Consider the following 24,423-nt stretch of genomic DNA (forward strand, 5'->3'; position numbering starts at 1 on the left):
GGATGCTATCTGACGCTGCATCAGATAAGTACCGTCCGGCGGAGGGGACCCATGGCGACCGAACTGCCCCGCATCATCAGCGTCGACGACCACGTGATCGAGCCCGCCCACCTCTTCGACACCTGGCTGCCGGCCAGGTACCGCGAGCGCGGACCCCGGCCGCTGACCGCCGGGATCGGTGAACTCGCCTACGTCGGCGGCAAGTACCGGATCACCATGGACCCGGACGGCCAGCCCACCGACTGGTGGATCTACGAGGACCTGAAGTTCCCGTACAAGCGCAACATCGCCGCCGTCGGCTTCGACCGGGACGCGATGACCCTGGAGGGCATCACCCGCGAGGAGATGCGGCCCGGCTGCTGGGACCCCAAGGAACGTCTGAAGGACATGGACCTCAACCACGTCGAGGCGAGCCTCTGCTTCCCCAGCTTCCCGCGCTTTTGCGGCCAGACCTTCGCCGAGGCGCACGACAAGGAGGTCGCCCTGGCCTGCGTGCGCGCCTACAACGACTGGATGGTCGAGGAGTGGTGCGGCGACAGCGGCGGGCGGCTCATCCCGCTGTGCCTGATCCCGCTGTGGGACATCGGGCTGGCCGTCGCGGAGATCCGCCGCAACGCCGCGCGCGGGGTGCGGGCGGTGACCTTCTCGGAGATCCCGACCCACCTCGGGCTGCCGTCCATCCACTCCGGCTACTGGGACCCGTTCTTCGCGGCCTGCCAGGACACCGGGACGGTCGTCAACATGCACATCGGGTCCTCGTCCCAGATGCCGGCCGCGTCCCCGGACGCACCGCCCGCCGTCCAGGCCTCGCTCAGCTTCAACAACGCGATGGCCTCGATGATGGACTTCCTCTTCAGCGGGGTCCTGGTGAAGTTCCCGCGCCTCAAACTCGCCTACTCCGAAGGCCAGATGGGCTGGATCCCGTACGCCCTGGAGCGTGCCGACGACGTCTGGGCGGAGCACCGCGCCTGGGGCGGCGTCCGCGACACGACCCCCGAGCCGCCGTCGACGTACTACTACCGGCAGATGTTCTGCTGCTTCTTCCGCGACAAACACGGCGTGGCGTCGATCGACGTCGTCGGCCGCGACAACGCCACCTTCGAGACCGACTACCCGCACGTCGACTCGACCTTCCCGCACACCAAGGAGGTCGCCCTCGACCACGTCAAGGGCCTCGACGACGAGACGGTGTACAAGCTGATGCGCGGCAACGCCATCCGGATGCTGGACCTGGACCTCGACCGCTGATGGACCTGTCGTACACGCCCGAGGAGGAGGAGTTCCGGGCCCGGCTTCGGGAATGGCTCGCGCGAACGCTCCCCGGTCTCCCGCCCAGGCCGTCCCCCGACGACTGGCCGGCGCGGCGGGCCTACGATCTCGACTGGCAGCGCAGGCTGTACGAGGCCGGATACGCCGGCGTCCACTGGGACGCCACCCCGAGCGTCCGCCTGATCTTCCTGGAGGAGACCGAGAAGGCCGGCGCACCCTATGTGGGCGCCAACTTCGTGGGCCTGCTCCACGCCGGCCCGACGATCGCCGCGGAGGGCACCCCGGACCAGCGGGCGCGCTGGCTGCCGCCCATCCTGCGCGGCGAGGAGGTCTGGTGCCAGGGCTTCAGCGAACCGGACGCCGGCTCCGACCTCGCGGCCCTGCGCACGCGCGCGTGGCGCGACGGCGGCCACTACGTGGTGACCGGCTCCAAGATCTGGACCTCGCACGCCGAAGTCGCCGACTGGTGCGAGTTGTTGGTCCGCACCGACCCGGCCGCCCCGAAGCACCGGGGCATCACCTGGCTGGCCATGCCCATGGACGCGCCCGGCATCACCGTACGGCCGCTGCGCACGCTCGCCGGGCCGGCCGAGTTCGCCGAGGTGTTCCTGGACGACGTGCGGGTGCCGGTGGCGAACCGGGTCGGGGACGAGAACGACGGCTGGCGCGTGACCATGGTGACGCTGTCCTTCGAGCGGGGCACGGCCTTCGCCGGCGAGGTCGTCGCCTGCCGCCGCGTCCTGGCCGAACTGGCCGTCGAGGCCCGTAAGAACGGCCGCTGGGACGACCCGGTCCTCAGACGGCGGCTGGGCAGGCTCAACGCGGAGTTCCGGGCACTGTGGCGGCTCACGCAGTGGAACGTGAGCGCGGCGGAGGCCTCGGGCGGAGTGCCGGGCGCGGGCGGCTCGGTCTTCAAGCTGCGCTACTCGCACGCCCGCCAGGAGCTCTACGACGCTGCCGCCGAGGTGCTGGGTCCCGACTGCCTCGACCTGGACCGGCCGTGGACCCTCGACCGGCTCTCCGCCCTGGCGTACACCATCGCGGCCGGCACGTCGCAGGTCCAGCACAGCATCATCGCCGAGCGCATCCTCGGCCTGCCGAAGGGACGGTGAGGTGCCGTGCGGTTCCGGCTGACGGACGACCAGCGGGCGCTGCGGGACGGGGTGCGCGAGGCGCTGGCACGGCGGTTCGACGGCCGGGCGCTGTGGGCGGCGGTGGAGGCAGCCGACGGTGCCGGCGGGGCGGGGGCGGGGCGTGCGGCCGGGCCGCCACGGCTCGACCGGGGGCTGTGGCGGGCCCTCGGTGACCTCGGGTTCTTCGCGCTGCGGCTGCCGGAGGCGGACGGCGGGGTCGGACTGGAGCTCGCGGAGGCCGTGTTGGTGTTCGAGGAGGCGGGGCGGGCGCTGCTGCCCGGGCCGCTCGTCGCCACCCACCTCGCGGCCGGTGCCGTACCGGGCGCGGCCACCGGGCATACGGTGGTGGCGGCCGTGGACGGCGGGCTCGTGGAGTGGCTGGCGGAGGCGGACACCGTACGCGGGGACACCACCGGGGCCGTGCCGCTGCGCTCGCTCGACCCGCTGACGCCCCTGCACCGCGTGCCCGCCGCGCGGCCCGCCCCCGACCCCGTCGCGATCCTGCTCACCGCCGCCGAGCAACTCGGCACGGCCACCCGTGTCTGCGAACTGGCGGCGCAACACGCCCGGACCCGCGAACAGTTCGGACGGCCTGTCGGGGCCTTCCAGGCGGTGGCACATCTGTGCGCGGGGATCTTGGTCCGGGCGGAGACGGCCCGCGCGGCGGTCTACGCGGCCGCCGTCACCGGCGACCCGGCCGACATCGCCGCGGCCCGGATCCTCGCCGACGAGGCCGCCGTGCGCGGCGCCCGCGACTGTCTCCAGGTCCACGGCGGGATGGGCTTCACCTGGGAGTCCGAGGTCCATCTGCATCTGAAGCGTGCATGGGTTCGAACCCACCGTACGGGCGGAGTTACGGAGAGTGAGGAGCTGTTGGCGACGGCTCTGGCGTCGGAGACGGCCTGACAGGCCGTCTGGCTGCGATATCGCCGCGACCGCTCCCGGATGTGTCGCGGATCGTGGCATACCGGAATCACGGAGCGTTGATATCGGCTTGTGTCCTCAGTGTGACTCGCTACGACCTGGAGTCGATTGCCTGCTCCGGTACCTTGTGTCAAATGCGAGTGGCTCCGAGCGCAGTGCGACCCCGTGGCGCCGCCTGTTCGACTGCCCGCGGCGAGCGTCGCACAGTATGCCGCAGGGGTACTCCTTCGCGCTGGAATATGCCCGAAGCGCTTGTTGGCGTGACTGTACGTCAACCATGCTGTCCCACAAGGGATTCACGTTCTGTGATTCTTGCCCCGGCCGTTGTTCTGGCCATGCAGAAAATGGCTACGATCGTGGCCTTCGTGAGGCGCGAGCCTAAGTGTCCGCCGGTTCGGATGGTGTGAGCGGTGCAGGTGCTTCAAGTGCAGCTGGAGATCCGGCCCGACCCCGCAGAAGTGGGGCGAGCCCGGCGGTGGGCCCGCTCCCGCCTGGCCGGGTCCGGCATACAGGCCGACGAACCCCTCGCCGAGACGCTGATCCTGCTCGTCTCCGAGCTCGTCACCAACGCCGTGGTGCACACCGGCCGTCCCGCCGTCCTGCGGCTGTCCCTGCCGCACGTGGTGACGGAGGAGTCCACCGTCCGTCTGGAGGTCGCGGACCGCAGCGGCCGGGCCCCCGTGCCCCGGTGCGTCGGCGACGAAGCGACCGGCGGCCGGGGCCTGGCGCTCGTCGACGGCCTCGCCGACCGCTGGGGCTGGAGCGTCGAGGCCGCCGGCAAGCGCATCTGGTGCGAAGTGGACCGGTGCGCCAAGTCCCCGGACCTCGCGGCGTCGTGCGGGGGCGGCGCGGTGGCGTGCGGCGGGGCGGCTTTCGAGGGTCTGGCGTACGAGGCGGTGTGATGCCGCCGCCCGTTCCGGCGGGGTGTGGCGTAGCGCCGCCGCCCGTTCCGGTAGGGCGTGGTGTACGGCGGCACATGCCGCGGGTTCGTGCGGCGGGGCCGGGGCACGGATGCACGGCGGGCCGGCGGGTTCTGTCGGGGCATGCGGCGATGCGCCGGGACGTGCTTCCGTGCGCGCCCACGGCAAAAGCCACCTAAAAGACATTTCCCCGAACTCCTGTTGACGCGTCGTGACCGTTTGCTCACTCTGGTGGGCAGCGATTCGCCGTGAGGGGACGACGAGGGCTTCGGTGGACGGCAGCCCTCGGCGAGTGTGAGTCGTGATTCGGCGTCGGCTCCCTTCAGGGGCGGGGAGCCGGGGCGGGAGCGCCGGAGTCGGGTGGCGGCGCGCGCTGCCGTGCTCGGGGCGAGCAGCGCGGCGCCGCCATCCAGCTGCGGCGGATGGCGGCCCGGCCGTGCCGGTCCGCCGCGCGTCCGGCGGGCGGGCCCCGGGTCGTCGGCCTACAGGACGGCGACGGGAGCCACCGGAGAGCCGGTCGCCCCGGTGAACGGCTCCGGGGTCGCCGTCAGCAGGAACGCGTACTGCCCTTCTTCTCCACAGGCTGTGGACAACTTTTCGAGATTCCAGTTCTGGCCCTGTGGCATGCCCATCTCTACGAGGTCGAGGGCGTGCACCGGCAGCCAGAGGTCCTCCACCTCGGGCGGGAACACCTCGAAGGTCAGGGTGTCGTTGGCGACGGCCGCGACATCACGCGCGTGGAACCACTCCGGCGTCCGGATCGACAGCCCCGGCGACGGGTGGGCATAGCCGTGCCGGTCTCCGGCCAGGCAGGCCCGGATCTGCCCGGTCCGCACGAGGACGACGTCCCCCGCCCGCACCCGTGTCCCGGCCAGTTCCTCGGCGGCGTCCAGGTCCTCGGGGGTGACGGCGTACCCGCCGTCGAGCCGGTCCGTGCCGCGGGCCCGGGCGACGTCCAGCAGCACCCCGCGCGAGACGACGTGCCGGACCGTGCCGATGCCGCTGAACCCGGCGCCGCCGTGCGCGGTGACGGTGTGGGCGGGGCGGCCGTTGTAGAGCCGGCCCGAGTGTGAGACGTGGGGCAGGGCGTCCCAGTGGGTGGCCGCCTGGAGTCCCATGGTCACGACGTCGTCGCTGCACGCGACCGTCCCCGGGCCGAAGATCTCCTGGTTGATCTGCACCATGGCGTGCAGGGGGTTGACGCGGCCGGGGATCATGCCGGTCTGCACGCCGTCCTGCTGGAGAGGCAGGGCGAGCGGGATGCGCCGGCCGGTGCGGACGGTCGCCGCGGCCCGCCTGACGACCTCGTCGGTGATCAGGTTCAGGGTCCCGATCTCGTCGTCGGATCCCCAACGTCCCCAGTTGTTCACGCGCTTGGCGATGTCGTGGAACGCGTCCGGCAGTGACATGAGTCCTCCCCAGGGCTTGCCCTCCCGTATCTGACGGGTCGTAGAATTCGGGAATCGAGAATCTAACGGTCCGTCAGAAACCGTGGAACGGGAAGGGGCCGGGCGTGGGGAACTTCTTGGCAGGCAAGGTCGTCGCCGTCACGGGCGCCGGGCGGGGCATCGGCCGGGCGGTCGCGCTCGCGGCGGCGGCCGAGGGGGCGAAGGTCGTCGTCAACGACTACGGCGTCTCGGTCGACGGCGCGTCACCGACCAGTGAGATCGCCCAGGCCGTGGTCAAGGAGATCGAGGCCGCGGGCGGGCAGGCGGTGGCCGTCGCCGACGACATCTCCACGATGGCCGGCGGGCAGCGGGTCGTCGACGTGGCGCTGGCGTCCTACGGGCGGCTGGACGGTGTGGTCTGCGTGGCCGGGATCCTGCGCGAGCGGATGCTGTTCAACATGACCGAGGAGGAGTGGGACCCGGTCGTCGCGACCCATCTGAAGGGCACCTTCACGGTGTTCCGGGCGGCCTCTGCGGTGATGCGCGGCCAGCGGGCCGGGACGCTGATCGGCTTCACCAGCGGCAACCACCAGGGATCCGTCTCACAGGCCAACTACAGCGCCGCGAAGGGCGGCGTCATCTCGCTGGTACGCAGCGCCGCGCTCGGGCTGCACAAGTACGGGGTGACCGCGAACGCCGTGGCGCCGGTCGCGCGGACCCGGATGTCGGCGGGAGTGCCGACGGAACTGGCCGAGATCGGGGAGCCCGAGGACGTCGCCGCGCTGGTGGTGTACCTGCTGTCCGACGCCGCCTCCCGGGAGGGGATCACCGGGCAGGTGTACACGGTCGCCGGGGCGAAGATCGCGCTGTGGGCCCAGCCACGGGAGTTGCGCGCCGCGTATGCCTCCGGCGGATGGACCGTGGAGAGGATCGCGGAGTTTCTGCCCCGGTCGGTGGGGGTGGATCCGATGCCGTTGCTGGAGCGGGTGCGGGAGATGGAGAGGGCGGCGGCTGAGGGGGAGCGGCCCAACGCCCGGTAGTTCGGGAGCGGGCGTGGTGTGGCGGGTGCGCTGTGGCTTGTCGCGCCCGCGCGGCGGAGCCGCACATCGATACAGCCCCGCGCCCCTGGGGAATCCGCCCCTGCGGCATCGAGAGGAGAACCCTGATGGACTTCGACTTCGGCCCGGAGCACGAGGCGTTCCGCAGCGAAGCTCGTGACTGGCTGGCTTCGCACGTCAGCGGCGCTGCCGACCGCCGCACTTGGGAGCGCACCCTCGGTGCTGCCGGGTGGATCGGACTCGGGTGGGGCGAGGACGGCTACGGGAATCGCAGGGCCACCCTCACCCAGCAGGTCGTCTGGGCCGAGGAGTACGCGCGGTCGGCGGCACCCCCGCGCTCCGGGCACATCGGGGAGAACCTGCTCGCCCCCACGCTCGTCGCCCACGGCACCGACGAGCAGAAGTCCCGCTTCCTCCCGCCGATCGCCGCCGGGGCGGAACTCTGGTGCCAGGGCTACAGCGAACCCGGAGCAGGATCGGACCTGGCCGGCATCCGCACCACGGCCGTGCGCGGACCGGACGGCCGTACGTACCGCGTCACCGGGCAGAAGATCTGGACGTCGCTCGCGCACGAGGCGGACTGGTGTTTCGTGCTGGCCAGGACCGAACCCGGCTCCGTACGGCACCACGGGCTGACCTTCCTCCTCGTCCCCATGGACCAGCCCGGCCGTATCGAGGTCCGCCCCATCCGCCAGCTGACCGGCACCAGCGAATTCAACGAGGTCTTCTACGACGGCGCGCACGCCGAGCACGTCGTCGGCGGCGAGGGCAACGGCTGGCGCGTCGCCATGAGCCTGCTCGGCTTCGAACGGGGCGTGTCCACGCTGGCCCAGCAGATCGGATTCGCCGAGGAACTGGGCGCGGTGGTGCGGGCCGCCGTGGAGTCGGGCGCCGTGCACGACCCCGTCATCAGGGAGCGGCTCGTGCGGCAGTGGGCCGAGCTGCGGACGATGCGCTGGAACGCCCTGCGCACCCTCGGGGGTTCCGGTGACGCGGGTGCCCCGAGCGTGGCCAAGCTGCTGTGGGCGGGCTGGCACCAGCGGCTCGGAGAGCTGGCGGTGCTGGTGCGGGGCGCGGCGGCGGCGGTGGGCCCCGCCGACTGGTCGGCCTCCGCGCCGTACGAACTGGACGCCTCCCAGCACCTGTTCCTCTTCTCCCGGGCCGACACGATCTACGGCGGCTCGGACCAGATCCAGCGCACGATCATCGCCGAGCGCGTGCTCGGCCTGCCCAGGGAGCCCAAGGGAGCCGTGTGATGCGAGGCGTGATCTTCGACGGGAAGCAGACCCGGGTCGTGGCGGACCTGGAGGTGCGCGAGCCCGGGCCGGGCGAGGTGCGGGTCGCGATCGCGGCGGCCGGGCTGTGCCACAGCGATCTGTCGGTGGTGGACGGGACCATACCCTTCCCCGTGCCCGTGGTGCTGGGCCATGAGGGGGCCGGGGTCGTGGAGGCGGTGGGCGGGGGCGTCACCCATGTCGCGCCCGGTGACCATGTGGCGCTGTCCACCCTGGCGAACTGCGGAACGTGCGCGGAGTGCGACCGGGGCCGGCCGACCATGTGCCGGCAGGCCATCGGCCGCCCGGGCCGGCCGTTCCGCCACGACGGCTCGCCGGTGCACCAGTTCGCGTCCAACTCGGCGTTCGCCGAACGCACGGTCGTCAAGGCCGTGCAGGCGGTCCGGATCCCCGACGACATCCCGCTGACGTCGGCGGCGCTCATCGGGTGCGGGGTGCTGACCGGGGTGGGCGCCGTACTGAACCGGGCGCGGGTGGACCGGGGCGACAGCGTCCTCGTCATCGGGACGGGCGGCATCGGCCTCAACGTGCTCCAGGGGGCGCGGCTCGCGGGCGCCGGGCGGATCGTGGCCGTCGACGCCGACCCGGCGAAGGAGGAGATGGCACGCCGGTTCGGCGCGACCGACTTCCTCACCTCGACCGAGGGCGTGCGCGACCTCCTGCCCACCGGCGCGGACCACGCCTTCGAGTGCGTCGGCCGCGTGGCACTGATCCGCGAGGCGATCGACGCCCTGGACCGGCACGGCCAGGCGATCCTGCTCGGCGTCCCGCCGGCCACGGCCGAGGCGTCCTTCCGCGTCTCCTCGATGTACCTGGACAAGTCCATCCTGGGCTGCCGCTACGGCTCGTCCCGCCCCCAGCGGGACATCGCCCTGTACGCCGCGCTGTACCGCCAAGGGCGCCTCCTGCTCGACGAACTGGTCACCCGGACCTATCCGGTCGGGGACTTCGAGAAGGCGGCGGCGGACGCGGAGGCGGGGCGGGTGGCGCGGGCCGTGCTCACCTTCTGACGGCGGCGGTGTCGTGCTCCGCCCGGAAGGTGCGCCGGTAGGCGGTGGGCGTGACACCGAGGGCCGCCTGGAGGTGCTGACGCATCGACTGGGCCGTGCCGAAGCCCGCCTCCCGCGCCACCCGGTCGACGGAGCCGTCGGTGGACTCCAGGAGGTGCCGGGCCCGCTCCACGCGCTGCTGGGTGAGCCACTGGCCGGGGCTGACGCCGGTCTCCTCGCGGAAGCGGCGGGTGAAGGTGCGCACCGACATGGACTCCTGGGCCGCCATGTCGCGCAGCTGGATCGGCTCGTGGAGACGCCCCAGGGCCCAGGCGCGGGCCGAGGTGGTGGTCGCCTGCTGCGGGTCGGGCACGGGCCGGTGGATGTACTGCGCCTGACCGCCGTCGCGGTGCGGCGGCACGACCGTGCGGCGGGCCACGTCGTTGGCGACCGCGGTGCCGTGGTCGCGGCGCACCATGTGCAGGCACAGGTCGATTCCGGCCGCGACGCCGGCGGAGGTCAGGACGTCGCCGTCGTCGATGAACAGGACGTCCGGGTCGACCCGGATGTGCGGGAAGAGCCGCTGGAAGCGGTCGGCGTCGGCCCAGTGAGTGGTGGCGGGCCGGCCGTCGAGGAGACCGGCGGCGGCGAGGACGTAGACGCCGGTGCAGATCGAGGCGAGCCGGGTGCCGCGGCGGACGTGGGCGAGGGCGGCGGCCAGTTCGGCGGTGAGCACGCCCTCCTCGAAGACCGGGCCGAGTTCGTACGACGCCGGGACGATCACGGTGTCGGCGGTCGCCAGGGTCTCGGGGCCGTGCTCGACCTGGATGGCGAAGTCGGCGTCGGTCCGCACCGGGCCCGGGGGGCGGATCGAGCAGGTGACCACGTCGTACAGCAGGCGTCCCCGGGCGTCCCTGGGGCGGCCGAAGATGCGGTGCGGGATGCCCAGCTCGAAGGGGAGCAGGCCGTCGAGGGCGAGGACGGCGACGCGGTGCGGGCGGAACTCCGTCTCACGGCTCATGGCCCGATCCTAACGAATGCTGGCCTTCGGGCCACTCGATGGAGTGCACCGGCAGATCGGAAGCTCTATGGCGTGACCCAGACAACCGATGCGGCGGCCGTCCGTCAGCCGCCGAAGCCGACTCGTGCCCGGGTGCACCGCGCCTGGTTCGTCGCCGCCGTCACCTTCGTGACGATCATCGGCGCCGCCGCCTTCCGTTCCGTGCCGGGCCTGCTCATCGACCCCTTGCACGACGAGTTCGACTGGTCTCGAGGCACCATCGGCGCCGCTGTCTCGGTGAATCTCGCGCTGTACGGGCTGACGGCCCCGTTCGCGGCGGCCCTCATGGACCGCTTCGGGATCCGCCGGGTCGTCGCGGTCGCCCTGACGGTGATCGCGGCCGGCTCCTGGCTCACCGTGTGGATGACCGCCGCCTGGCAGCTGATGCTGTGCTGGGGCCTGCTGGTCGGACTCGGCTCCGGCTCCATGGCGCTGGCCTTCGCGGCGACCGTCACCAACCGCTGGTTCACCGAACGGCGCGGCCTGGTCAGCGGCATCCTCACCGCAGCCTCGGCCTCCGGCCAGCTGATCTTCCTGCCGCTGCTGTCCTGGATCATCGAGCGCTACGACTGGCGCCCGGCGGCCGTGACGGTCGCCCTCGCCGCGCTCGCGGTCGTCCCGTTCGTCTGGCTCCTGCTGCACGACCATCCCGCGGACGTGGGTCAGAAGCCGTACGGCGCCGCCGAGTTCGTGCCGAAGCCGCCGCCCGTCCCCGGCGCTGCCCGCCGGGCCGTGAGCGTCCTGCTCTCCGCCGCGCGCACCGGCCCGTTCTGGCTGCTCGCCGGTACCTTCGCGATCTGCGGGGCCTCCACCAACGGCCTGATCCAGACCCACTTCATCCCCGCGGCCCACGACCACCACATGCCCGTGCAGGCCGCCGCCTCCCTGCTCGCGGTCATCGGTGTCTTCGACGTCGTCGGCACGATCGCCTCCGGCTGGTTCACGGACCGCTTCGAGCCGCGCCGCCTGCTGGCGGTGTACTACGCGCTGCGGGGCGTGTCGCTGATGTTCCTCCCGCTCCTGCTGGGCCCTGCGGTCCAACCGCCGATGATCTTCTTCATCGTCTTCTACGGCCTCGACTGGGTCGCCACCGTCCCGCCGACCCTCGCCCTGTGCCGCGAGTGGTACGGCGAGGACAGCGCGATCGTCTTCGGCTGGGTCCTCGCCTCCCACCAGGTCGGCGCCGCCCTCGTCGCCTTCCTGGGCGGCGTCGCCCGCGACACCTTCGGCACGTACGACGTGGTCTGGTACGCGTCGGGGGCGCTGTGCGCGGCGGCGGCGCTGATGGCGCTGGTGATCCGGAGGAGGACGGGGGGTGTGGCGGCGACGGTTTGAGAGGAACCCGCTGTCATTCCTCCGGGCGGGCCGCCGTGCCCCAAGGGCGGCGACGGCTCGGACCCGGAGACGGATCGAGTTCGCCCGGTCGCTCAAGGAGGCCGAGCAGTGCGCGCGCGATCACTCCGGCGTTGTACAGCCGTGTCCCGAGATCGGCTGTCGTCGTACCGGTGTCGTCGAGGACTTCGCCCGAGTGCCTCAGCACGATGCGCGCCGTGTCCTGCATGCCCTCGCGCATACGCGGCACCAGCTCCTCCACCTTCGGAGCGAGCAGCCCGACGTACGCCTCCAACTCCTCAACCAGGAGAGACAACTCGTCCCCCTGCGGGATCGGATCCCACAGCACGTCCTCGCACCGCTGTCGGATCCGCGCCGCGTCGCTCACTCTTCCGGCTCCGTGGGCAGGCAGTGACGGCCGGCGGCGATCAGCCGGGCGACTTTCAACGGCCTGCACAGGGTCGCGGCCGAGTCGATCGGCACTGACCAGTAAGTGGCCCGAGCGGGGGTGCATTCCACGGCGTCCGCCCTGGGAACTCCGAGGTAGCTGCCGGGGCCGAGGCATTCCACGTCCAGGGGCCTCCAGTCGTCGACGGCCTGACGCCAGGTTCTCGGCACGCTCGCGGGTACCAGGGCGTAATACCGAAAGTGGCGTGGATCGCAGATGATGGGGCCGCCGTCGAGGGCGTGGCGCATGAACTCGTCGAGTTCGGACGTCTCGGTGCTGTCCGTCAGGGCGACCACAAGGCGGCCGGGGATCCGTACGGCGGAGAAATGGGTGCCGAGCGGGAGCATGGCCACGTCGTGCTGCCGCCATTCGAGCCGGGCCCGGGCACGGTTGGGGGCGGGCAGTGATGCCAATAGCCAGTGCTCCGCTGCTGACCGCCGGTCTGCCGTGCCGTGTACGACCATGCCGGGCTCAGCGACGACGGGCCGTAAGGCTGAGTGGCTGTGGTTACTGGGCATGCTCGGGCCTCCCCGGTCACGTGCGTTCCGTTTCACCACGTGACCGTAGAAGCGCCGGTACAGCGGCAGGGGCACAGTTTGTGCCCCCTTGATTACGCTGCGAGAAGACCGAGCTTTACAGCGAGCCCCGAGGCACGACGCCTGCGCGCCGGAGCCTTGGCCTCGGTCTCCTCCAGGATGATGCGCTTGGCATAGCCGTTGTACTTGATCGTTTCCGGTGCCGCTTCGTAGGCCTGGTCGAGCGTGGCGAGTGCCACGTCCGGCTGCCCGTCGAGCTGGTAGCCGCGAGCGCTTTCGATGCGATGGCGCGCTCGTCGCGGCCGCGACGGGATGGTTGCCGCGTCGGCAGCCGCCGCCTGCCGTACGGATTCCCCGCCGGCGTGCAACTCGACGGCGATGGTCACTGCGTGCGCGCCCATGATGCCGGGTGAGAACGACGTCACCGGGTGGTAGTAGGCGGCGGGCAGACGGGCCGCCATATCCCGGGCCTGGTCCCAGTACCGCCAAGCTGTCCCCGCCTCGCCCCGGCGGGCTGCTGTGTAACCGGCTTCAAAGGTGAGGGCGCCCGTGATCGCGAGGACATCGTCGCCGGCGTTCGGCAGCAGCGGTTCGAGGTAGGCCAGCGCACCCAGGTTCACGGCGTCGGCAGCGTCGAAGTGGGCGGGCCCGCTGTCACGGTGTGCCTGAGCGGCGAGCCACGCGGCAACGCCGATCGTGTGCGGGTCGTCGGACTCCTGAGCAGCGATCAGGGCGCGGTCGGCGACGCGCCACAGCAGCGCCGGGTCGGGCTGGTAGGCGCAGAAGAACTGCGCGAGGGAGTACACCTCCGCGAGGACCGCCTGTGCCGCACGCCGTTCCGGTCCGGAGTCGGCCTGGCGCGCCGCGGCCTGCGCGTCGCGGATCAGGTCCGGCAGCAATCCGCCGATGACCTCACGGTGGTTCGGGGCCGAGTGTCGGGCGGCCCAAGCACGTGCGAGGCGAGCGCGGAGGTGCTCGGCGGGGGGTGCCTGGCGCTCGGTGGTGAGTGGGAAGGCATCGACAGCCGACTTCACTTCGGGGAGGCGTGGGTGTCCGGGTCCGGTGAAGAGGCCGACGCGTACGGACTGGTCTCCTGTGAGGTCGGAGAGGTCCCGTAGGCGGAGGATCTCGGCGATGCGGAGGATCACTTCGAGTCTGGGTGTCTTGAGACGGCCCGTTTCGATGCCCTTGACCCAGGAACCGGAGCGGCCGACAAGGCCTCCGAGTTGCTCCCGGGTGAGGCCCTTGCGGGTGCGCAGGATCTGGAGCCGTGGCCCGAAGACAAGCGGGTCGGCGTAGGGGTCCGGGGTAGCGTCAGATGGCACGGTCTCGCCCCTTCTCTGTTCGGCGTCCACTGTCAGGGTATGGCGCAGGGCCACTTGAGTGTGAGCGCTCGGCGACGCTCAGCAAGCCCGGTGCGTGCGGATGTGGTGCGCGGTTTTACGGACCGACCGGCTCGACACCCGGCCGCGCCACTCCCGCGTACGGGACACGGGCGATCCGCTCCATGCCGCGCGGGCCGGCGAAGTCACCTCGCTGTGGCGGCTGACGGCGGTGTGAGCTCTACGAGGGCGTCAGCCGGGCGAAGCGCCCCCGGTGGAAGAGCAGGGGGTCGGAGGGATCGTCCGCCGTGCCCAGGGCGTGCACCCGGCCCACCACGATGAGGTGGTCGCCGCCGGTGTGGACGGCGTGGACCGTGCAGTCGATCCACGCCACGGCGCCCGTCAGACGGGGCGAGCCCGAGACCGGCGCCGCGTCGTATCCCACGCCCGCGAACTTGTCCGCGCCGCTCACCGCGAAGGCGCGGCACAACTCGCCCTGGCCCGCGCCCAGGACGTTCACGCAGAACGCCCCGGCGCGGGCGATCCGCGGCCACGTCGTCGACGTACGGCCGACCATGAAGGCCACCAGGGGCGGGGCGAGGGAAAGGGACGTGAAGGACTGGCAGGCGAAGCCGGCGGGGGAGTCGCCGTCGGCGGCGGGCGGTGCCGTGATGATCGCCACGCCCGTCGCGAAGTTCCCGAGGACGCGCCGGAACTCGCCCGGGTCGAGCGGTGCGCGCTCGTCCTCGGCGACGCAGCGCAGTTCGGGGCGCGGCAGCGGTTCGACGGGCTCCGGGGCGGGTGTGCGGTTCGACCTGAGGTAGCGGACGGCGGCTTCCGCCATCCCTGCTTGTCCCATCACAACCGCCATTAGAGCTGACGCTCTGTCAGATAGGAAGGGTCAGCGTCCTTCGAACCGAGGGCTGCGCCGTTCCACGAAACTCCGTACGCCGTCCTGCGCGTCCGCCGTCGTCATGTTGATCTCCTGCGCGGCTGCCTCGGCGGCGAAGGCGGTGGCGCGGTCGGTGTCGAGGGAGGCGTTGACGAGCTGCTTGGTCAGGGCGAGGGCGCGGGTCGGGCCGGAGGCGAGGCGCTCGGCCCAGGCGCGGGACGTCTTCTCCAGCTCCTCGTCCCGGACGACCCGGTTGACGAGCCCGAGGCGTTCGGCGTCCGGTGCGGTGAGCGCGTCACCGAAGAACATCAGCTCCTTCGCGCGCTGCGGGCCGAGGAGGCGGGGCAGGAGGTAGGCGCCGCCGCCGTCGGGGACCAGGCCGCGGCGTACGAACACCTCGATGAAGCGGGCGGATTCGGCCGCGATGACCAGATCGCAGGCGAACGCCAGATGCGCGCCCAGGCCGGCCGCCGTGCCGTTCACCGCCGCGATCACCGGCTTCTCGCAGTCGAGCACGGCCGCGATCAGCCGCTGGGCGCCGGTGCGGAGGGTGCGTGCGACATCGCCCGCGAGGCGTTCGCCGGGGGCGCCGGCGCCCCGGAGGTCGGCTCCGGCGCAGAAGCCGCGGCCCGTGCCCGTGATCACGACGGCGCGTATCGCGGGGGTCGCCGACGCCTCGGACAGCAGCCGGACGATCTCGTCCCGCTGGTCCGGCGTGAGGGCGTTGAGCGCCTCGGGCCGATTGAGGGTGAGGGAGAGGACTCGGCCGGTCGTCGTGTGCAGGACGGCCGGCATCAGCGGCACACCGCCAGCGCGTCCAGCGCCACCGCGCCGTGCCCCCGCGGCAGGACCATCAGCGGGTTGATGTCCAGCTCGGCCAGCTGGTCGCCGAGTTCCAGGGCCATGCGCTGCACGCGCAGGACGACCTCGACCAGCGCGTCCAGATCCGCCGCCGGCCGCCCCCGGACGCCGTCGAGCAGGGCCCGCCCGCGCAGCCCGGCGAGCATGTCCCGCGCCTGCTCCTCCCCGAAGGGCGGCACCCCGACGGCGGTGTCGCGCAGCACCTCGACGAGCACGCCGCCGAGCCCGACGGTCACGGTCGGGCCGAACAGGTCGTCGTGGGCGACACCGACGACCATCTCGACCCCCTGCTCCACCATCTGGCAGACCAGGACGCCGTCCAGGGCGACGTCCTCGTAGCGGGCGATGTCGGTCAGCTCCCGGTAGGCGTCGCGGACCTGGCTGGCCGAGGTGAGACCGATCTTCACCAGGCCCAGTTCGGTCTTGTGGGCGATCCGGGCCCCGGAGGCCTTCATCACCACCGGGTAGCCCACGAGCCCGGCCGCCCGGACGGCCGCCGCCGCGCTGGTCACCAGCTGCTCGCGCGGTACGCGGATGCCGTACGCCCGCAGCAGCTGTTTCGCCGCGTGCTCGCTCAGCTGCCGGCCGGACTGCATCAGGGCCTGCGCCTTGCGGTAGGACGGCGAAGGGGTGCGCGGGGCCTCGTCGAAGGGGGAGCGGTAGGCGGCCGTGAAGCGGTGGTGGGCGAGGTGGGCGCGGACGGCGGTGAGACAGTTGCCGACCGTGCGGAACGTGGCCACGCGGGAGGAGCCGAGCAGGACCTCGCGGTAGGCGGGCTCGGTGCCGACCGGCGAACCCCACACCACGCAGACGAGCTTGTCGGACTGCTCGGCCGCGTCCACCAGGTCCCGTACCAGCCGGTCGCTGAGCGGCGGGAACGGGCCGGTGACCGGGCAGATCAGCACGCCGACCTCAGGGTCGCCGAGGATCGCGTCGATGATCTTCCGGCCGCGCTCGTCCCCCACCGGATGCCCGCCGTTGTCGACCGGGTTGGCGACGCTCAGGTGCTCGGGTATCCACTGGTGCAGTTCGGCCTGCCTGGCCTCGGACAGCACCGGCAGGCTCAGGCCCGCGGCGGTCGCCAGGTCGGCGACGTGCGCCCCCGTGCCGCCCGAGATCGAGTAGACGACGACCCCGTCCGCGCGCGGCGGCCGGGCCCGGGCCAGCAGGGCGGCCGTGTCCTGGAGTTCGTCCAGCCCGTCGACCCGGATCACGCCGTACTGGCGCATCGCCGCGTCCACCACGGCGTCCGCGCCGGTGAGTCTGCCGGTGTGGGAGGCGGCCGTGCGGGCGCCGGTCTCGGTACGGCCCACCTTGACGGCCACGACCGGGACTCCGCGCCGGGCGGCCCGGTCGGCGGCGAGCAGGAAGGAGCGGCCGTCCTTGAGCCCCTCCAGGTAACAGGCGATGGCGCCGACCTCGGGCTGCTCGGTGAACCAGGCGAGGAAGTCCGCGCTGTCCAGGTCGGCCTCGTTGCCGGTCGGGGCCCAGTGGGAGAGGCGGATGCCGAGCTCCTGCAGGGCGAAGAGCGGGCGGCCCTGGTGGCCGGACTGGGTGATCAGCGCGATCGCCGGCCCCTCCAGGTCGTCGCGGAACCGCTCGAAGGCGTTGAGGTTGGTGTTGGGCCCCAGCAGCCGCATCCCCGACTGCTCGACGGCGGCGGCCAGTCGCCGCTGGGCGGCCTCGCCCTCCGGCCCGGTCTCGGCGAACCCGGACGCGAAGACGACCGCGAACCGCGTCTTGGCCTCGGCCAGTTCCTCGATCACCGGGAGGGGGTCACCGACCAGCACCACGGCCAGATCGACCTGTTCGGGCAGGTCGGCCACGGACGGGAAGCAGGGGATGCCGAAGACGGACGGCCGGTTCGGGTGCACCGGGTGCAGCCGGGCGCCGACACGCTCCGCCCAGTGGGTGAGCTGCCGCGTGACACCGGTGTTGGGGCGGCCCTCGGCGTCCGATGCGCCGACCACGGCGACGGACCGGGGACGGAAGAAGCGGTCCAGGTCGGGCACGCCGGCGTGCAGTGGACGGCCGCTGACGTCCAGGTCGCCTTCCTGGGCCGGCCTGCCGTGCACGGCAGGCCCGGACCGCTCGCCACAGGCGATGGCCCGGGTCCGGCGGGAGTCGGTGGTGAGGGTGCCGTGGGTCGATCCAAGCATCGTTTCCGCCCGCTCCTGTGAGACAGCCGCTAACTGACGCTCTGTCAGATTACTGAACAGTCGCGACGTCAGGAACGGGGCGTACGAACGAAGTTGTGCGGCGAACCTCTTCAGGGGGGACCGCGCCGCGGCGGCGCTGCTCAGCCCGGCAGGCGGGACACCGCCCCCGAGCCGTTCCTCGCGACGGCCTTCGCGATCTTCACCGCGTCGAGTGCCATCTCGCGGAGGTTTCCGCTGATCGGATTGGTGAAGCCGGTGAAGTACAGGCCGGGGGCGGTGCTCGGGGTGCGGGCGCCGTGGACGACGGGCCTGCCGCGGTCGTCGAGCACGCCGAGGTGACCGACCAGGCCCTCCAGGGCACGCACGTACCCGGTGGCGGCGATCACCACGTCCGGGGAGATCCGGGTGCCGTCGGCCAGGGCGATCTTGCCGCCGTCCTCGAAAGCGTCCACGGCGGCCACGACCTCCACCCTGCCCTTGCGCACGGCGTCGATCAGGCCGACGTCCTGCACCGGGACGGCCCCCTGCTTCACCCGCGTGTACAGGCCGGTGTCCGGGCGCGGCAGTCCGTGGGCCGACAGGTCGGGCAGGGCCACCCTGGCCTGCACCCGGGAGATCCGGTCGACCAGGCCGACCGGCAGCCGGCGGACCAGGACGCCGCTGTACTGGGCGGCCCAGCCGGCGGTGGAACGGCGCACGATGTGGGGGACGGTGCGCACGGCGAGCCGGACCCGGGAGGCACCGCTCTCCACCAGGTCGACGGCGATCTCGGCGCCGGTGTTGCCGACCCCGACGACGAGGACGTCCCGGCCGGCGTAGGGCTTGCCGCTGCGGTATTCGCGGGCGTGCAGGAACTCGCCGCTGAAGGCGGAGCGGCCGGGCCAGCCGGGCACGCGGGGCGTGTGGTTGTAGCCGGTGGCGACGACCACCGCCGCGCCGGTCAGTTCCCGGCCGCCGGTGGCGTGCAGCAGCCAGCCCGTGCCGTCGGGGGTGCGTTCGACGCGGGACACCTCGACGCCGGTGACAACTTCCAGGCGGTGGTGCTCGGCGTACTTCTCCAGGTACCGAACCACGTCGTCCCGGGCCACCCACCGCCCGAACCGGCGCGGCATCGGCAGCCCGGGCAGGGCCGAGAGGCGACGGGTGGTGTGCAGGTGCAGCCGGTCGTAGTGGCCGCGCCAGGACGCCCCGACGCTGTCGGACTTCTCCAGGACGACGGCCCGTATGCCCCGGGCGCGCAGCGCGTACGCCACGGAGAGCCCTCCGGGGCCGCCGCCGATGACGTAGACGGGGCGGTCGGGCGGGGGCTGCGCGGAGGCGTGTGTGGGGGGTGTGGAGTCGGCCATGAGCGGGAGCGTAATCACGGAGCCGATTGATGGGTCTCGGTCAAGACCGGAATTGGTTTCGGATTGATCACGGCTGTGGGGGGAGGGGACGGGGTCCGTGGCGTAGTGGGTCCGGTTGTGGCGGGGTGGTGATCGTTCCTGGCGGTTGCCCGGCGTGTCGCCTTCTCGTGGGACGGCCGTGGTGATCCACCGAAGGGCGGGTGCTTGCGGAGGAAGGGTGCTTGCCAAGGACGGATGCTTTCGGGGTCTTGCGGGGCCCAGAAACTGACGTACCGTCAGATTGCATGGACACGATCTGGCTCACCGGAGCGGAATGGCTGGCCGTCCTGCGGATCGGGCTCGGGCTGTGGTGGCTGGAGAGCTGGCGGCACAAGGACCGCAAGGCCTGGTTCGAGCGGGGCACCGGCATCACGTGGGCAGCGGGCATAGCCGCCGAGCACCGCTGGAGCGCCGTCCGGTCCGGCTTCGAAGCGGCCGTCGCGCCGCGCCCGCGCATGATGGCGTACGTCGTCGTCTACGCCGAACTGGCGCTCGGACTGGGTCTGATCACCGGCTTCCTCACCCCGGTCGCCCTGGTCGGCGGGCTGCTCCTCAACGCCCTCTACTTCACCCTCATGATTCACGACGTCGCCGAGCAGGGGCAGAACGCGATGATGGCGCTGATGTCGGTGGTCGCGCTGTTCGGGATGTCCTGGCAGAGCTGGTCGCTGGACAGCGCGCTGGGGCTGTTCTGATGGCCGGCCGCTACGACCTCCCCGAGCCCGACGCCTTCACGCGGACGTACTGGGACGCGGCAGCCGGGGGCAGACTGCTGATCCGCCGCTGCGGGGCCTGCGGCCGGGCCCACCACTACCCGCGCGAGTTCTGCCCCCACTGCTGGAGCGAGGACGTGACGTGGGAGACGGCGAGCGGCCGCGCCACGCTTTACACCTGGTCCGTCGTCCACCGCAACGACCTGCCGCCGTTCGCGGACCGTGTGCCGTACGTCGCCGCCGTGGTCGAACTCGCCGAGGGACCGCGGATGATGACGGAGATCGTGGGGACGGGGGTCCATCGGGCCGGAGAGGACCCGGAACTGTCGGGCGGGGCGGAACTGGAGGTGGTGTTCCGGGAGGGGACCCCAGTGTTCCGGCCGGTGCGGGGGGTTGGGCGGTCGTTGGCGAGGGGTTGAGCGGCCGGTGTCGGGGGTTGGGCGGCCGGTACCGAGGGGCTGAACGGCCGGTGTCCGAGGGGCTGGGAGGCCGGTGCCGAGGTGCCCGGCGTCCCCGGAGCCCGGGCCTCCATGGCCCATCGCGTTCTTCCCGTCACGGCATCCCGGATCGCGTCCCAGGCGATTGAATAGGACCCATGGCCCCCATACGCGACCACTCACCGACCGGTCCCCACCCGGAGCTCCGCGGCCACGGCCTCCTCCTGCGCCCCTGGGACGCGGGGTCGGGTGCCGACGTCGACACGTGGTTGCGCGGGCTGCAAGATCCCGAGTTCCGGCGCTGGAACACCCCGCTGCGGCCGGTCACGGACCGGGCGAGTGCGCGGGAGTCACTGCTCGCGCGGACACAGGCCGCCATGGAGGGCACGTCCTTGTCGTTCCGGGTCGCGGACGCGCGCAGCGACGCCCCGCTGGGGCACATCGGCGTCAACGAGGTCAAGTACCACCTGAAGGTCGCCCGGGTCGGCTACTGGGTCCTCCCCGAGGCCCGCGGCCAGGGTGTCGCCACCCGGGCGCTCCTGCTCGCCGCCCGCTGGGCCCTGACGGAACTCGGCATGCACCGGCTGGAGCTGGACCACGCGGTCGGTCACGACGCGTCGTGCCGGATCGCCGAGAGATGCGGTTTCCGCTACGAGGGGACCTTGCGCGGTGCGATCTTCCAGGAGGAGCGGCACGACGCGTTCCGGGACGCCCACCTGCACGCACGCCTGGCCACGGATCCGGAGCCGGCGGACCCGTGAGGAACGCCGGGCGGACAGGGCTCGGCCATGTGACGCACATCACCGACGATGGGCGATCAGTCCGTACCGCACTGCGGGTCGTACCTGTTGACCGCAGCACCACCGCAGAGCAGAGAAGGGACCGGCCGACATGACCGCACCTGTGAAGGGCCCCGCCAGTTACTTCCCGTCCATCGAGAAGAAGTACGGCCGGCCCATCGCCGAGTGGCAGGAGCTCATCCGCACCTCGCCGCTCACCCGGCACATGGAGCTCGTCAACTGGCTCAAGACCGAACACGGGCTGGGACACGGGCACGCCAACGCTCTTGTGGCGTACACGCTCGCCGAGGGCGCCGGAGCGTGAGGCGAAAGGACTCGCCGAAAATCAGGAGAGCCAGGGCGGCCCCGGACGGCACCATGAACCATGGCTATCGACACCAATGCGGCTACCGACACGAGCAGTTGGCATCTCACCGATGACCTCGGCGACTTCCTGACCCGCGCGGGCGCCTTCCTCCGCTCCCGGCCGGCGCTGCACACCGTGCCGTTGACGGTCACGGAGACCCTGCGGACGCGCGGCCGGTCCGTGTACGGGGACGGGGCACCGGAGTTCGGCGTACTGGAACGGGCCGGTGAGGTCCGGGCGGCCTTCTTCCGCACCCCGCCGCACTGGCTGAACATCACGGCCCTCACCCCCGAGGACGCCGACGCCCTCGCCGCGCGACTGGCCGCCCTCGGCCGGCGCCTGCCCGGGGTGAACGCGGAGTGCGGCACCGCGGGCGCCTTCACGGAGGCCTGGCAGCGGCACACGGGCGCGGCAGCGGCCCTCCGCCAGCACCAGCGGCTCTACCGGCTCGGCAACCTGACCGCGCCCGGCCCCGTGCCGCCCGGTCGCCCTCGGGTCGCCGTCGAGTCCGACCGCGAGCGACTCCGGCGCTGGCACGACGAGTTCAGCGAATCCGTCGGCCTGGGCACCGTCCGCGGCTCCGCGGAGTGGGCGGACGCCCGTATCGACAGCGGCGGCATCACCTTCTGGGAGACCCCCGACGGCACTCCCGTCGCCATGGCCGGCACCAGCCCCCGGGTCGCCGGTCAGGTCCGCGTCACCACGGTCTACACACCGCCCCACCTCCGCGGGCATGGCTACGCGGGCGCGGCGACGGCCGAGGTCAGCCGCGCCGCCCTGGCCGCAGGCGCGGACGAGGTCCTCCTCTTCACGGACCTGGCCAACCCGACCAGCAACGGCCTCTACCAGCGCATCGGCTACCGGCCGGTCGCGGACTTCGAGGTGTACGACTTCACGTAAAGCGCCGCCCGCGGCAGCACCCCCGGTTGACGGCCGCCCTCACGGCCACAGCAGCTCCCGCGACCACGCCTCGCCGTCCTGCTCCCCCTCCCGCCGGTAGCGGAGCCGGACGTGTCGCCGTCGCTCGTCTCCCTGGAAGAACTCGACCTCCTCGGCCCGCAGCCGGTACAGCGTCCAGGACGGCACCGGTGCCTGCGGTTCCCGTGACGCCCGTTCCCACGCCGACTCCGAGGCCCGGGCCAGGTCGTCCAGTGAAGGGAGGACCTCGCTCTGCCGCCCGGTCAGCGCCGCCGCCAGCGCGCCGGTCGAGCGGGCGTGCAGGTCGCCCTGGGCGTCCCCGGAGGGGGCCGCCGTCACCGGGCCGCGTACCCGGACCTGGCGGCCCAGCACCGGCCAGTAGAAGCCCAGCGCGGCGTACGGGCGTCCGGCGAGGTGCCGGCCCTTGCGGCTCCCGGCGTGGGACGCGAAGGACCAGCCGCCGGCGTCGGCGCCGTGCAGCATCACGATCCGTACGTCGGGCAGGCCCGACTCGTCCGAGGTGGCCAGCGACATGGTGTGCGGTTCCGTCTGGCCGGCCGCCACCGCCGCCGCGAACCACTCGGTGAACAGGGGCAGGGGCACGGCCGGGGCGGTGGCCGGCTCGAAGGCGGGCAGGTCCGTGACCTCCGGGTCCCAGACCCGGAGTGACCTCAGCAGCTGGTGAAGATCGGTTGCCATGCCTCGATTGTCACCGGTTCGCGTGCCCCCTGGGGCCTGTGCGGGTCACGCCTGCCCCAGGTCGGACGACAGCCACCGCTCCGGGCGCATCCGCAGCACCTGATGCCCGTCGTGGTTCTTCCAGGAGAAGTCCACATAGCCGTCGACCTTGTCGGCGGGCAGGTAGCGCGCCGAGAGCTCGCGGAGCTGATCGAGGGTGACGGGCGACGAGTCGACGACCGGGCCCTCCGCCGGCATGCGGAGCAGTACAACGCCCTTGCCGCTAGCGGCTGTTCCCATGCGAGCCCGTCAGCAGCAGACCCCTCCCTCACCCCGCCCCCAGCACCACCGTCCCCGACGAGCAGAACCAGCCCCCCGTCCCCGACGCCACCGCCAGGCGCGGCAGCGAGCCGTCACTTCGCCGTACCTGGCGTTCCCCGCACTCCCCGCGTACCTGCCGCACCGCCTCCACCAGCAGGAACAGTCCCCGCATCCCCGGGTGCTGGGCCGACAGGCCGCCCCCGTCGGTGTTGACCGGCAGCCCGCCGCCCCGGGCCAGCAGCCGGCCCTTCTCCACGAACGGCCCGCCCTCGCCCTTCGCGCAGAAGCCGAGGTCCTCCAGCGTGACCAGCGTCATGTAGGTGAACGCGTCGTAGATCTCGGCGACGTCGATCTCCGACGGCCGCACCCCCGCGCGTTCGAACGCCAGCCGCCCGCTGACCGCCGCCGGCGACACCGTGAAGTCCGGCCAGTCGGACATCGACGCGTGCGAGACGGACTCCCCGGTCCCCAGCACCCACACCGGCGAGGTACGGCAGTCCCGTACGTACTCCTGCGCCACCAACAGCACCGCCGCCCCACCGTCGGACCGCACGCAGCAGTGCAGCTTGGTGAAGGGGTCCGCGATCACGGGCCCGGCCAGGACCTCCTCGACCGTGACCGGGGTGCGGAACATCGCCTCCGGGTTGAGGGCCGCGTTGGCCCGGGCCTGCACGGCCACCTCCGCCAGCTGCTCGATCGTCGTGCCGTACTCGATCATGTGGCGGCGCGCCGCCATGGCGTACTTGGCGATCAGGGTGTGGCCGTAGGGGACTTCGAACTGCAGGGGGCCGCGCGTGCCGAAGGACAGGGTCCCGGTGCGGCGGCCCGCGTGGACGTCCGCGCGGGCCGTCGAGCCGTAGACGAGCAGCACCGCCCGGGCGTGCCCGGCCGCGATCGCGTCCGCGGCGTGGGCCGCCATGACCTCCCAGGTGGAGCCGCCGACTGAGGTGGAGTCGACCCAGGTGGGGCGCAGGCCCAGGTGCGCGGCGACCTCGACGGGCGCCAGGGTGCCGAGGCCGGCCGAGGCGAAACCGTCGACCAGCGTACGGTCCAGGCCCGCGTCGGCCAGGGCGCGGCGGGCCGCCTGGGCGTGCAGGGCGTACGGCGTCGCGTCGTCCACGCGGCCGCAGTCCGAGAGGGCCACGCCGACGACGGCAACTTTCCTCCGGGCCACCATGTATCTGACGGTACATCAGATGTGCGCGGGGGCGGCAGGGCTCTGGGCTTCCCTGTTCCGTC

At 72.4% G+C, this 24,423-nt stretch carries 24 protein-coding genes and 1 pseudogene; 13 read left to right on the plus strand and 12 right to left on the minus strand.

The window, feature by feature from the left end; genetic code table 11:
* Window positions 1-51: 51 nt before the first annotated feature.
* The 4 genes from ACFY9S_RS16430 to ACFY9S_RS16445 all read left to right on the plus strand — a co-directional run bounded on the left by ACFY9S_RS16430 (window position 52) and on the right by ACFY9S_RS16445 (window position 4,228).
* A complete protein-coding gene (locus tag ACFY9S_RS16430; RefSeq protein WP_391128346.1) occupies window positions 52-1,248 on the plus strand; it encodes an amidohydrolase family protein in 1,197 nt (398 codons plus the stop codon).
* Window positions 1,248-2,381, plus strand: coding sequence for an acyl-CoA dehydrogenase family protein (locus ACFY9S_RS16435; RefSeq protein ID WP_391128349.1), 1,134 nt, complete (start codon window positions 1,248-1,250; stop codon window positions 2,379-2,381). Before ACFY9S_RS16430 ends, ACFY9S_RS16435 begins: the two co-directional genes overlap by 1 nt.
* 6 nt (window positions 2,382-2,387) lie before the next feature.
* Window positions 2,388-3,308, plus strand: coding sequence for an acyl-CoA dehydrogenase family protein (locus ACFY9S_RS16440; RefSeq protein ID WP_391128352.1), 921 nt, complete (start codon window positions 2,388-2,390; stop codon window positions 3,306-3,308).
* 443 nt (window positions 3,309-3,751) lie between these two features.
* Window positions 3,752-4,228, plus strand: a complete 477-nt coding sequence (locus ACFY9S_RS16445; RefSeq protein ID WP_391128803.1) for an ATP-binding protein — start codon at window positions 3,752-3,754, stop codon at window positions 4,226-4,228.
* Window positions 4,229-4,728: 500 nt separating this feature from the next.
* On the opposite strand, the gene ACFY9S_RS16450 is transcribed toward ACFY9S_RS16445, so the two are convergent.
* Window positions 4,729-5,655, minus strand: coding sequence for a cyclase family protein (locus ACFY9S_RS16450; protein WP_391128355.1), 927 nt, complete (start codon window positions 5,653-5,655; stop codon window positions 4,729-4,731).
* Between the two features lie 104 nt (window positions 5,656-5,759).
* Between ACFY9S_RS16450 and ACFY9S_RS16455 the strand changes: the two genes are divergently transcribed.
* From ACFY9S_RS16455 to ACFY9S_RS16465, 3 genes are all read left to right on the plus strand, one after another.
* Window positions 5,760-6,674 (plus strand): SDR family oxidoreductase, encoded by a 915-nt coding sequence (locus tag ACFY9S_RS16455; protein WP_391128358.1) that lies wholly within the window; start codon window positions 5,760-5,762, stop codon window positions 6,672-6,674.
* A gap of 125 nt (window positions 6,675-6,799) precedes the next feature.
* Window positions 6,800-7,948 (plus strand): acyl-CoA dehydrogenase family protein, encoded by a 1,149-nt coding sequence (locus ACFY9S_RS16460; RefSeq protein WP_391128361.1) that lies wholly within the window; start codon window positions 6,800-6,802, stop codon window positions 7,946-7,948.
* Window positions 7,948-8,997 carry an alcohol dehydrogenase catalytic domain-containing protein gene (locus ACFY9S_RS16465; RefSeq protein WP_391128364.1) on the plus strand — a complete coding sequence of 350 codons (1,050 nt, stop codon included), beginning with the start codon at window positions 7,948-7,950 and terminating at the stop codon, window positions 8,995-8,997. Before ACFY9S_RS16460 ends, ACFY9S_RS16465 begins: the two co-directional genes overlap by 1 nt.
* On the opposite strand, the gene ACFY9S_RS16470 is transcribed toward ACFY9S_RS16465, so the two are convergent.
* A complete protein-coding gene (locus ACFY9S_RS16470; protein WP_391128367.1) occupies window positions 8,987-9,997 on the minus strand; it encodes a helix-turn-helix domain-containing protein in 1,011 nt (336 codons plus the stop codon). The genes ACFY9S_RS16465 and ACFY9S_RS16470 overlap by 11 nt on opposite strands.
* Window positions 9,998-10,069: 72 nt before the next feature.
* Here ACFY9S_RS16470 and ACFY9S_RS16475 point away from each other — a divergent pair, with 72 nt between their 5' ends.
* Window positions 10,070-11,371 carry an MFS transporter gene (locus ACFY9S_RS16475; RefSeq protein WP_391128369.1) on the plus strand — a complete coding sequence of 434 codons (1,302 nt, stop codon included), beginning with the start codon at window positions 10,070-10,072 and terminating at the stop codon, window positions 11,369-11,371.
* Window positions 11,372-11,384: 13 nt separating this feature from the next.
* Here the strand turns inward: ACFY9S_RS16475 and ACFY9S_RS16480 are convergent, their stop codons facing one another.
* From ACFY9S_RS16480 to ACFY9S_RS16510, 7 genes are all read right to left on the minus strand, one after another.
* Window positions 11,385-11,756 (minus strand): DUF6415 family natural product biosynthesis protein, encoded by a 372-nt coding sequence (locus ACFY9S_RS16480; RefSeq protein ID WP_391128372.1) that lies wholly within the window; start codon window positions 11,754-11,756, stop codon window positions 11,385-11,387.
* Window positions 11,753-12,229: a hypothetical protein gene (locus ACFY9S_RS16485; protein WP_391128375.1), complete on the minus strand. Its 477-nt coding sequence runs from the start codon at window positions 12,227-12,229 to the stop codon at window positions 11,753-11,755. The genes ACFY9S_RS16480 and ACFY9S_RS16485 overlap by 4 nt, the downstream gene beginning before the upstream one ends.
* 197 nt (window positions 12,230-12,426) lie before the next feature.
* Window positions 12,427-13,677, minus strand: a complete 1,251-nt coding sequence (locus ACFY9S_RS16490) for a helix-turn-helix domain-containing protein (protein ID WP_391128377.1) — start codon at window positions 13,675-13,677, stop codon at window positions 12,427-12,429.
* 238 nt (window positions 13,678-13,915) lie between these two features.
* The gene (locus ACFY9S_RS16495) at window positions 13,916-14,533 is read right to left on the minus strand and encodes a flavin reductase (RefSeq protein WP_391128380.1); all 618 of its coding nucleotides are present in this window, start codon (window positions 14,531-14,533) and stop codon (window positions 13,916-13,918) included.
* Window positions 14,534-14,575: 42 nt separating this feature from the next.
* On the minus strand, window positions 14,576-15,361 hold the full coding sequence (locus ACFY9S_RS16500; protein WP_391128806.1) for an enoyl-CoA hydratase-related protein: 786 nt from the start codon (window positions 15,359-15,361) through the stop codon (window positions 14,576-14,578).
* Window positions 15,361-17,586: an acetate--CoA ligase family protein gene (locus ACFY9S_RS16505; RefSeq protein ID WP_391128382.1), complete on the minus strand. Its 2,226-nt coding sequence runs from the start codon at window positions 17,584-17,586 to the stop codon at window positions 15,361-15,363. The genes ACFY9S_RS16500 and ACFY9S_RS16505 overlap by 1 nt, the downstream gene beginning before the upstream one ends.
* A gap of 140 nt (window positions 17,587-17,726) precedes the next feature.
* Window positions 17,727-18,932, minus strand: coding sequence for an NAD(P)-binding domain-containing protein (locus ACFY9S_RS16510; protein ID WP_391128385.1), 1,206 nt, complete (start codon window positions 18,930-18,932; stop codon window positions 17,727-17,729).
* 284 nt (window positions 18,933-19,216) lie between these two features.
* On the opposite strand from ACFY9S_RS16510, the gene ACFY9S_RS16515 reads away from it, so the two are divergent.
* The 5 genes from ACFY9S_RS16515 to ACFY9S_RS16535 all read left to right on the plus strand — a co-directional run bounded on the left by ACFY9S_RS16515 (window position 19,217) and on the right by ACFY9S_RS16535 (window position 22,167).
* Complete coding sequence (locus ACFY9S_RS16515) at window positions 19,217-19,666, plus strand: DoxX family protein (RefSeq protein ID WP_391128388.1); 450 nt, start codon at window positions 19,217-19,219, stop codon at window positions 19,664-19,666.
* Window positions 19,666-20,103, plus strand: coding sequence for an OB-fold domain-containing protein (locus tag ACFY9S_RS16520; RefSeq protein ID WP_391128391.1), 438 nt, complete (start codon window positions 19,666-19,668; stop codon window positions 20,101-20,103). The genes ACFY9S_RS16515 and ACFY9S_RS16520 overlap by 1 nt, the downstream gene beginning before the upstream one ends.
* A 176-nt stretch (window positions 20,104-20,279) precedes the next feature.
* Window positions 20,280-20,882, plus strand: coding sequence for a GNAT family N-acetyltransferase (locus ACFY9S_RS16525; RefSeq protein ID WP_391128394.1), 603 nt, complete (start codon window positions 20,280-20,282; stop codon window positions 20,880-20,882).
* Between the two features lie 130 nt (window positions 20,883-21,012).
* Window positions 21,013-21,225 (plus strand): DUF4287 domain-containing protein, encoded by a 213-nt coding sequence (locus ACFY9S_RS16530; RefSeq protein WP_391128397.1) that lies wholly within the window; start codon window positions 21,013-21,015, stop codon window positions 21,223-21,225.
* 60 nt (window positions 21,226-21,285) lie between these two features.
* A complete protein-coding gene (locus ACFY9S_RS16535) occupies window positions 21,286-22,167 on the plus strand; it encodes a GNAT family N-acetyltransferase (RefSeq protein WP_391128400.1) in 882 nt (293 codons plus the stop codon).
* A gap of 39 nt (window positions 22,168-22,206) precedes the next feature.
* Here the strand turns inward: ACFY9S_RS16535 and ACFY9S_RS16540 are convergent, their stop codons facing one another.
* The 3 genes and pseudogenes from ACFY9S_RS16540 to ACFY9S_RS16550 form a co-directional block, all read right to left on the minus strand.
* The gene (locus ACFY9S_RS16540) at window positions 22,207-22,884 is read right to left on the minus strand and encodes a pyridoxal 5'-phosphate synthase (RefSeq protein ID WP_391128403.1); all 678 of its coding nucleotides are present in this window, start codon (window positions 22,882-22,884) and stop codon (window positions 22,207-22,209) included.
* A 45-nt stretch (window positions 22,885-22,929) separates the two neighbouring features.
* Window positions 22,930-23,112: pseudogene (locus tag ACFY9S_RS16545) on the minus strand (pyridoxamine 5'-phosphate oxidase family protein); the annotation flags it as partial.
* A 79-nt stretch (window positions 23,113-23,191) separates the two neighbouring features.
* On the minus strand, window positions 23,192-24,361 hold the full coding sequence (locus ACFY9S_RS16550; protein ID WP_391128406.1) for an acetyl-CoA acetyltransferase: 1,170 nt from the start codon (window positions 24,359-24,361) through the stop codon (window positions 23,192-23,194).
* Window positions 24,362-24,423: the final 62 nt, after the last annotated feature.

Origin of the sequence: Streptomyces sp. NPDC012474 (assembly GCF_042955185.1) — a bacterium.
Taxonomy (GTDB): Bacteria; Actinomycetota; Actinomycetes; order Streptomycetales; family Streptomycetaceae; genus Streptomyces; species Streptomyces cahuitamycinicus.

Excerpts from the sequence above, each read along its gene's own strand:
- ACFY9S_RS16430 (WP_391128346.1), top strand. The coding sequence starts at position 52 with ATGGCGACCGAACTGCCCCGCATCATCAGCGTCGACGACCACGTGATC.
- ACFY9S_RS16435 (WP_391128349.1), top strand. The coding sequence starts at position 1,248 with ATGGACCTGTCGTACACGCCCGAGGAGGAGGAGTTCCGGGCCCGGCTT.
- ACFY9S_RS16450 (WP_391128355.1), bottom strand. The coding sequence starts at position 5,655 with ATGTCACTGCCGGACGCGTTCCACGACATCGCCAAGCGCGTGAACAAC.
- ACFY9S_RS16460 (WP_391128361.1), top strand. The coding sequence starts at position 6,800 with ATGGACTTCGACTTCGGCCCGGAGCACGAGGCGTTCCGCAGCGAAGCT.
- ACFY9S_RS16465 (WP_391128364.1), top strand. The coding sequence starts at position 7,948 with ATGCGAGGCGTGATCTTCGACGGGAAGCAGACCCGGGTCGTGGCGGAC.
- ACFY9S_RS16470 (WP_391128367.1), bottom strand. The coding sequence starts at position 9,997 with ATGAGCCGTGAGACGGAGTTCCGCCCGCACCGCGTCGCCGTCCTCGCC.
- ACFY9S_RS16495 (WP_391128380.1), bottom strand. The coding sequence starts at position 14,533 with ATGGGACAAGCAGGGATGGCGGAAGCCGCCGTCCGCTACCTCAGGTCG.
- ACFY9S_RS16500 (WP_391128806.1), bottom strand. The coding sequence starts at position 15,361 with ATGCCGGCCGTCCTGCACACGACGACCGGCCGAGTCCTCTCCCTCACC.
- ACFY9S_RS16505 (WP_391128382.1), bottom strand. The coding sequence starts at position 17,586 with ATGCTTGGATCGACCCACGGCACCCTCACCACCGACTCCCGCCGGACC.
- ACFY9S_RS16510 (WP_391128385.1), bottom strand. The coding sequence starts at position 18,932 with ATGGCCGACTCCACACCCCCCACACACGCCTCCGCGCAGCCCCCGCCC.
- ACFY9S_RS16515 (WP_391128388.1), top strand. The coding sequence starts at position 19,217 with ATGGACACGATCTGGCTCACCGGAGCGGAATGGCTGGCCGTCCTGCGG.
- ACFY9S_RS16520 (WP_391128391.1), top strand. The coding sequence starts at position 19,666 with ATGGCCGGCCGCTACGACCTCCCCGAGCCCGACGCCTTCACGCGGACG.
- ACFY9S_RS16525 (WP_391128394.1), top strand. The coding sequence starts at position 20,280 with ATGGCCCCCATACGCGACCACTCACCGACCGGTCCCCACCCGGAGCTC.
- ACFY9S_RS16530 (WP_391128397.1), top strand. The coding sequence starts at position 21,013 with ATGACCGCACCTGTGAAGGGCCCCGCCAGTTACTTCCCGTCCATCGAG.
- ACFY9S_RS16535 (WP_391128400.1), top strand. The coding sequence starts at position 21,286 with ATGGCTATCGACACCAATGCGGCTACCGACACGAGCAGTTGGCATCTC.
- ACFY9S_RS16540 (WP_391128403.1), bottom strand. The coding sequence starts at position 22,884 with ATGGCAACCGATCTTCACCAGCTGCTGAGGTCACTCCGGGTCTGGGAC.
- ACFY9S_RS16550 (WP_391128406.1), bottom strand. The coding sequence starts at position 24,361 with ATGGTGGCCCGGAGGAAAGTTGCCGTCGTCGGCGTGGCCCTCTCGGAC.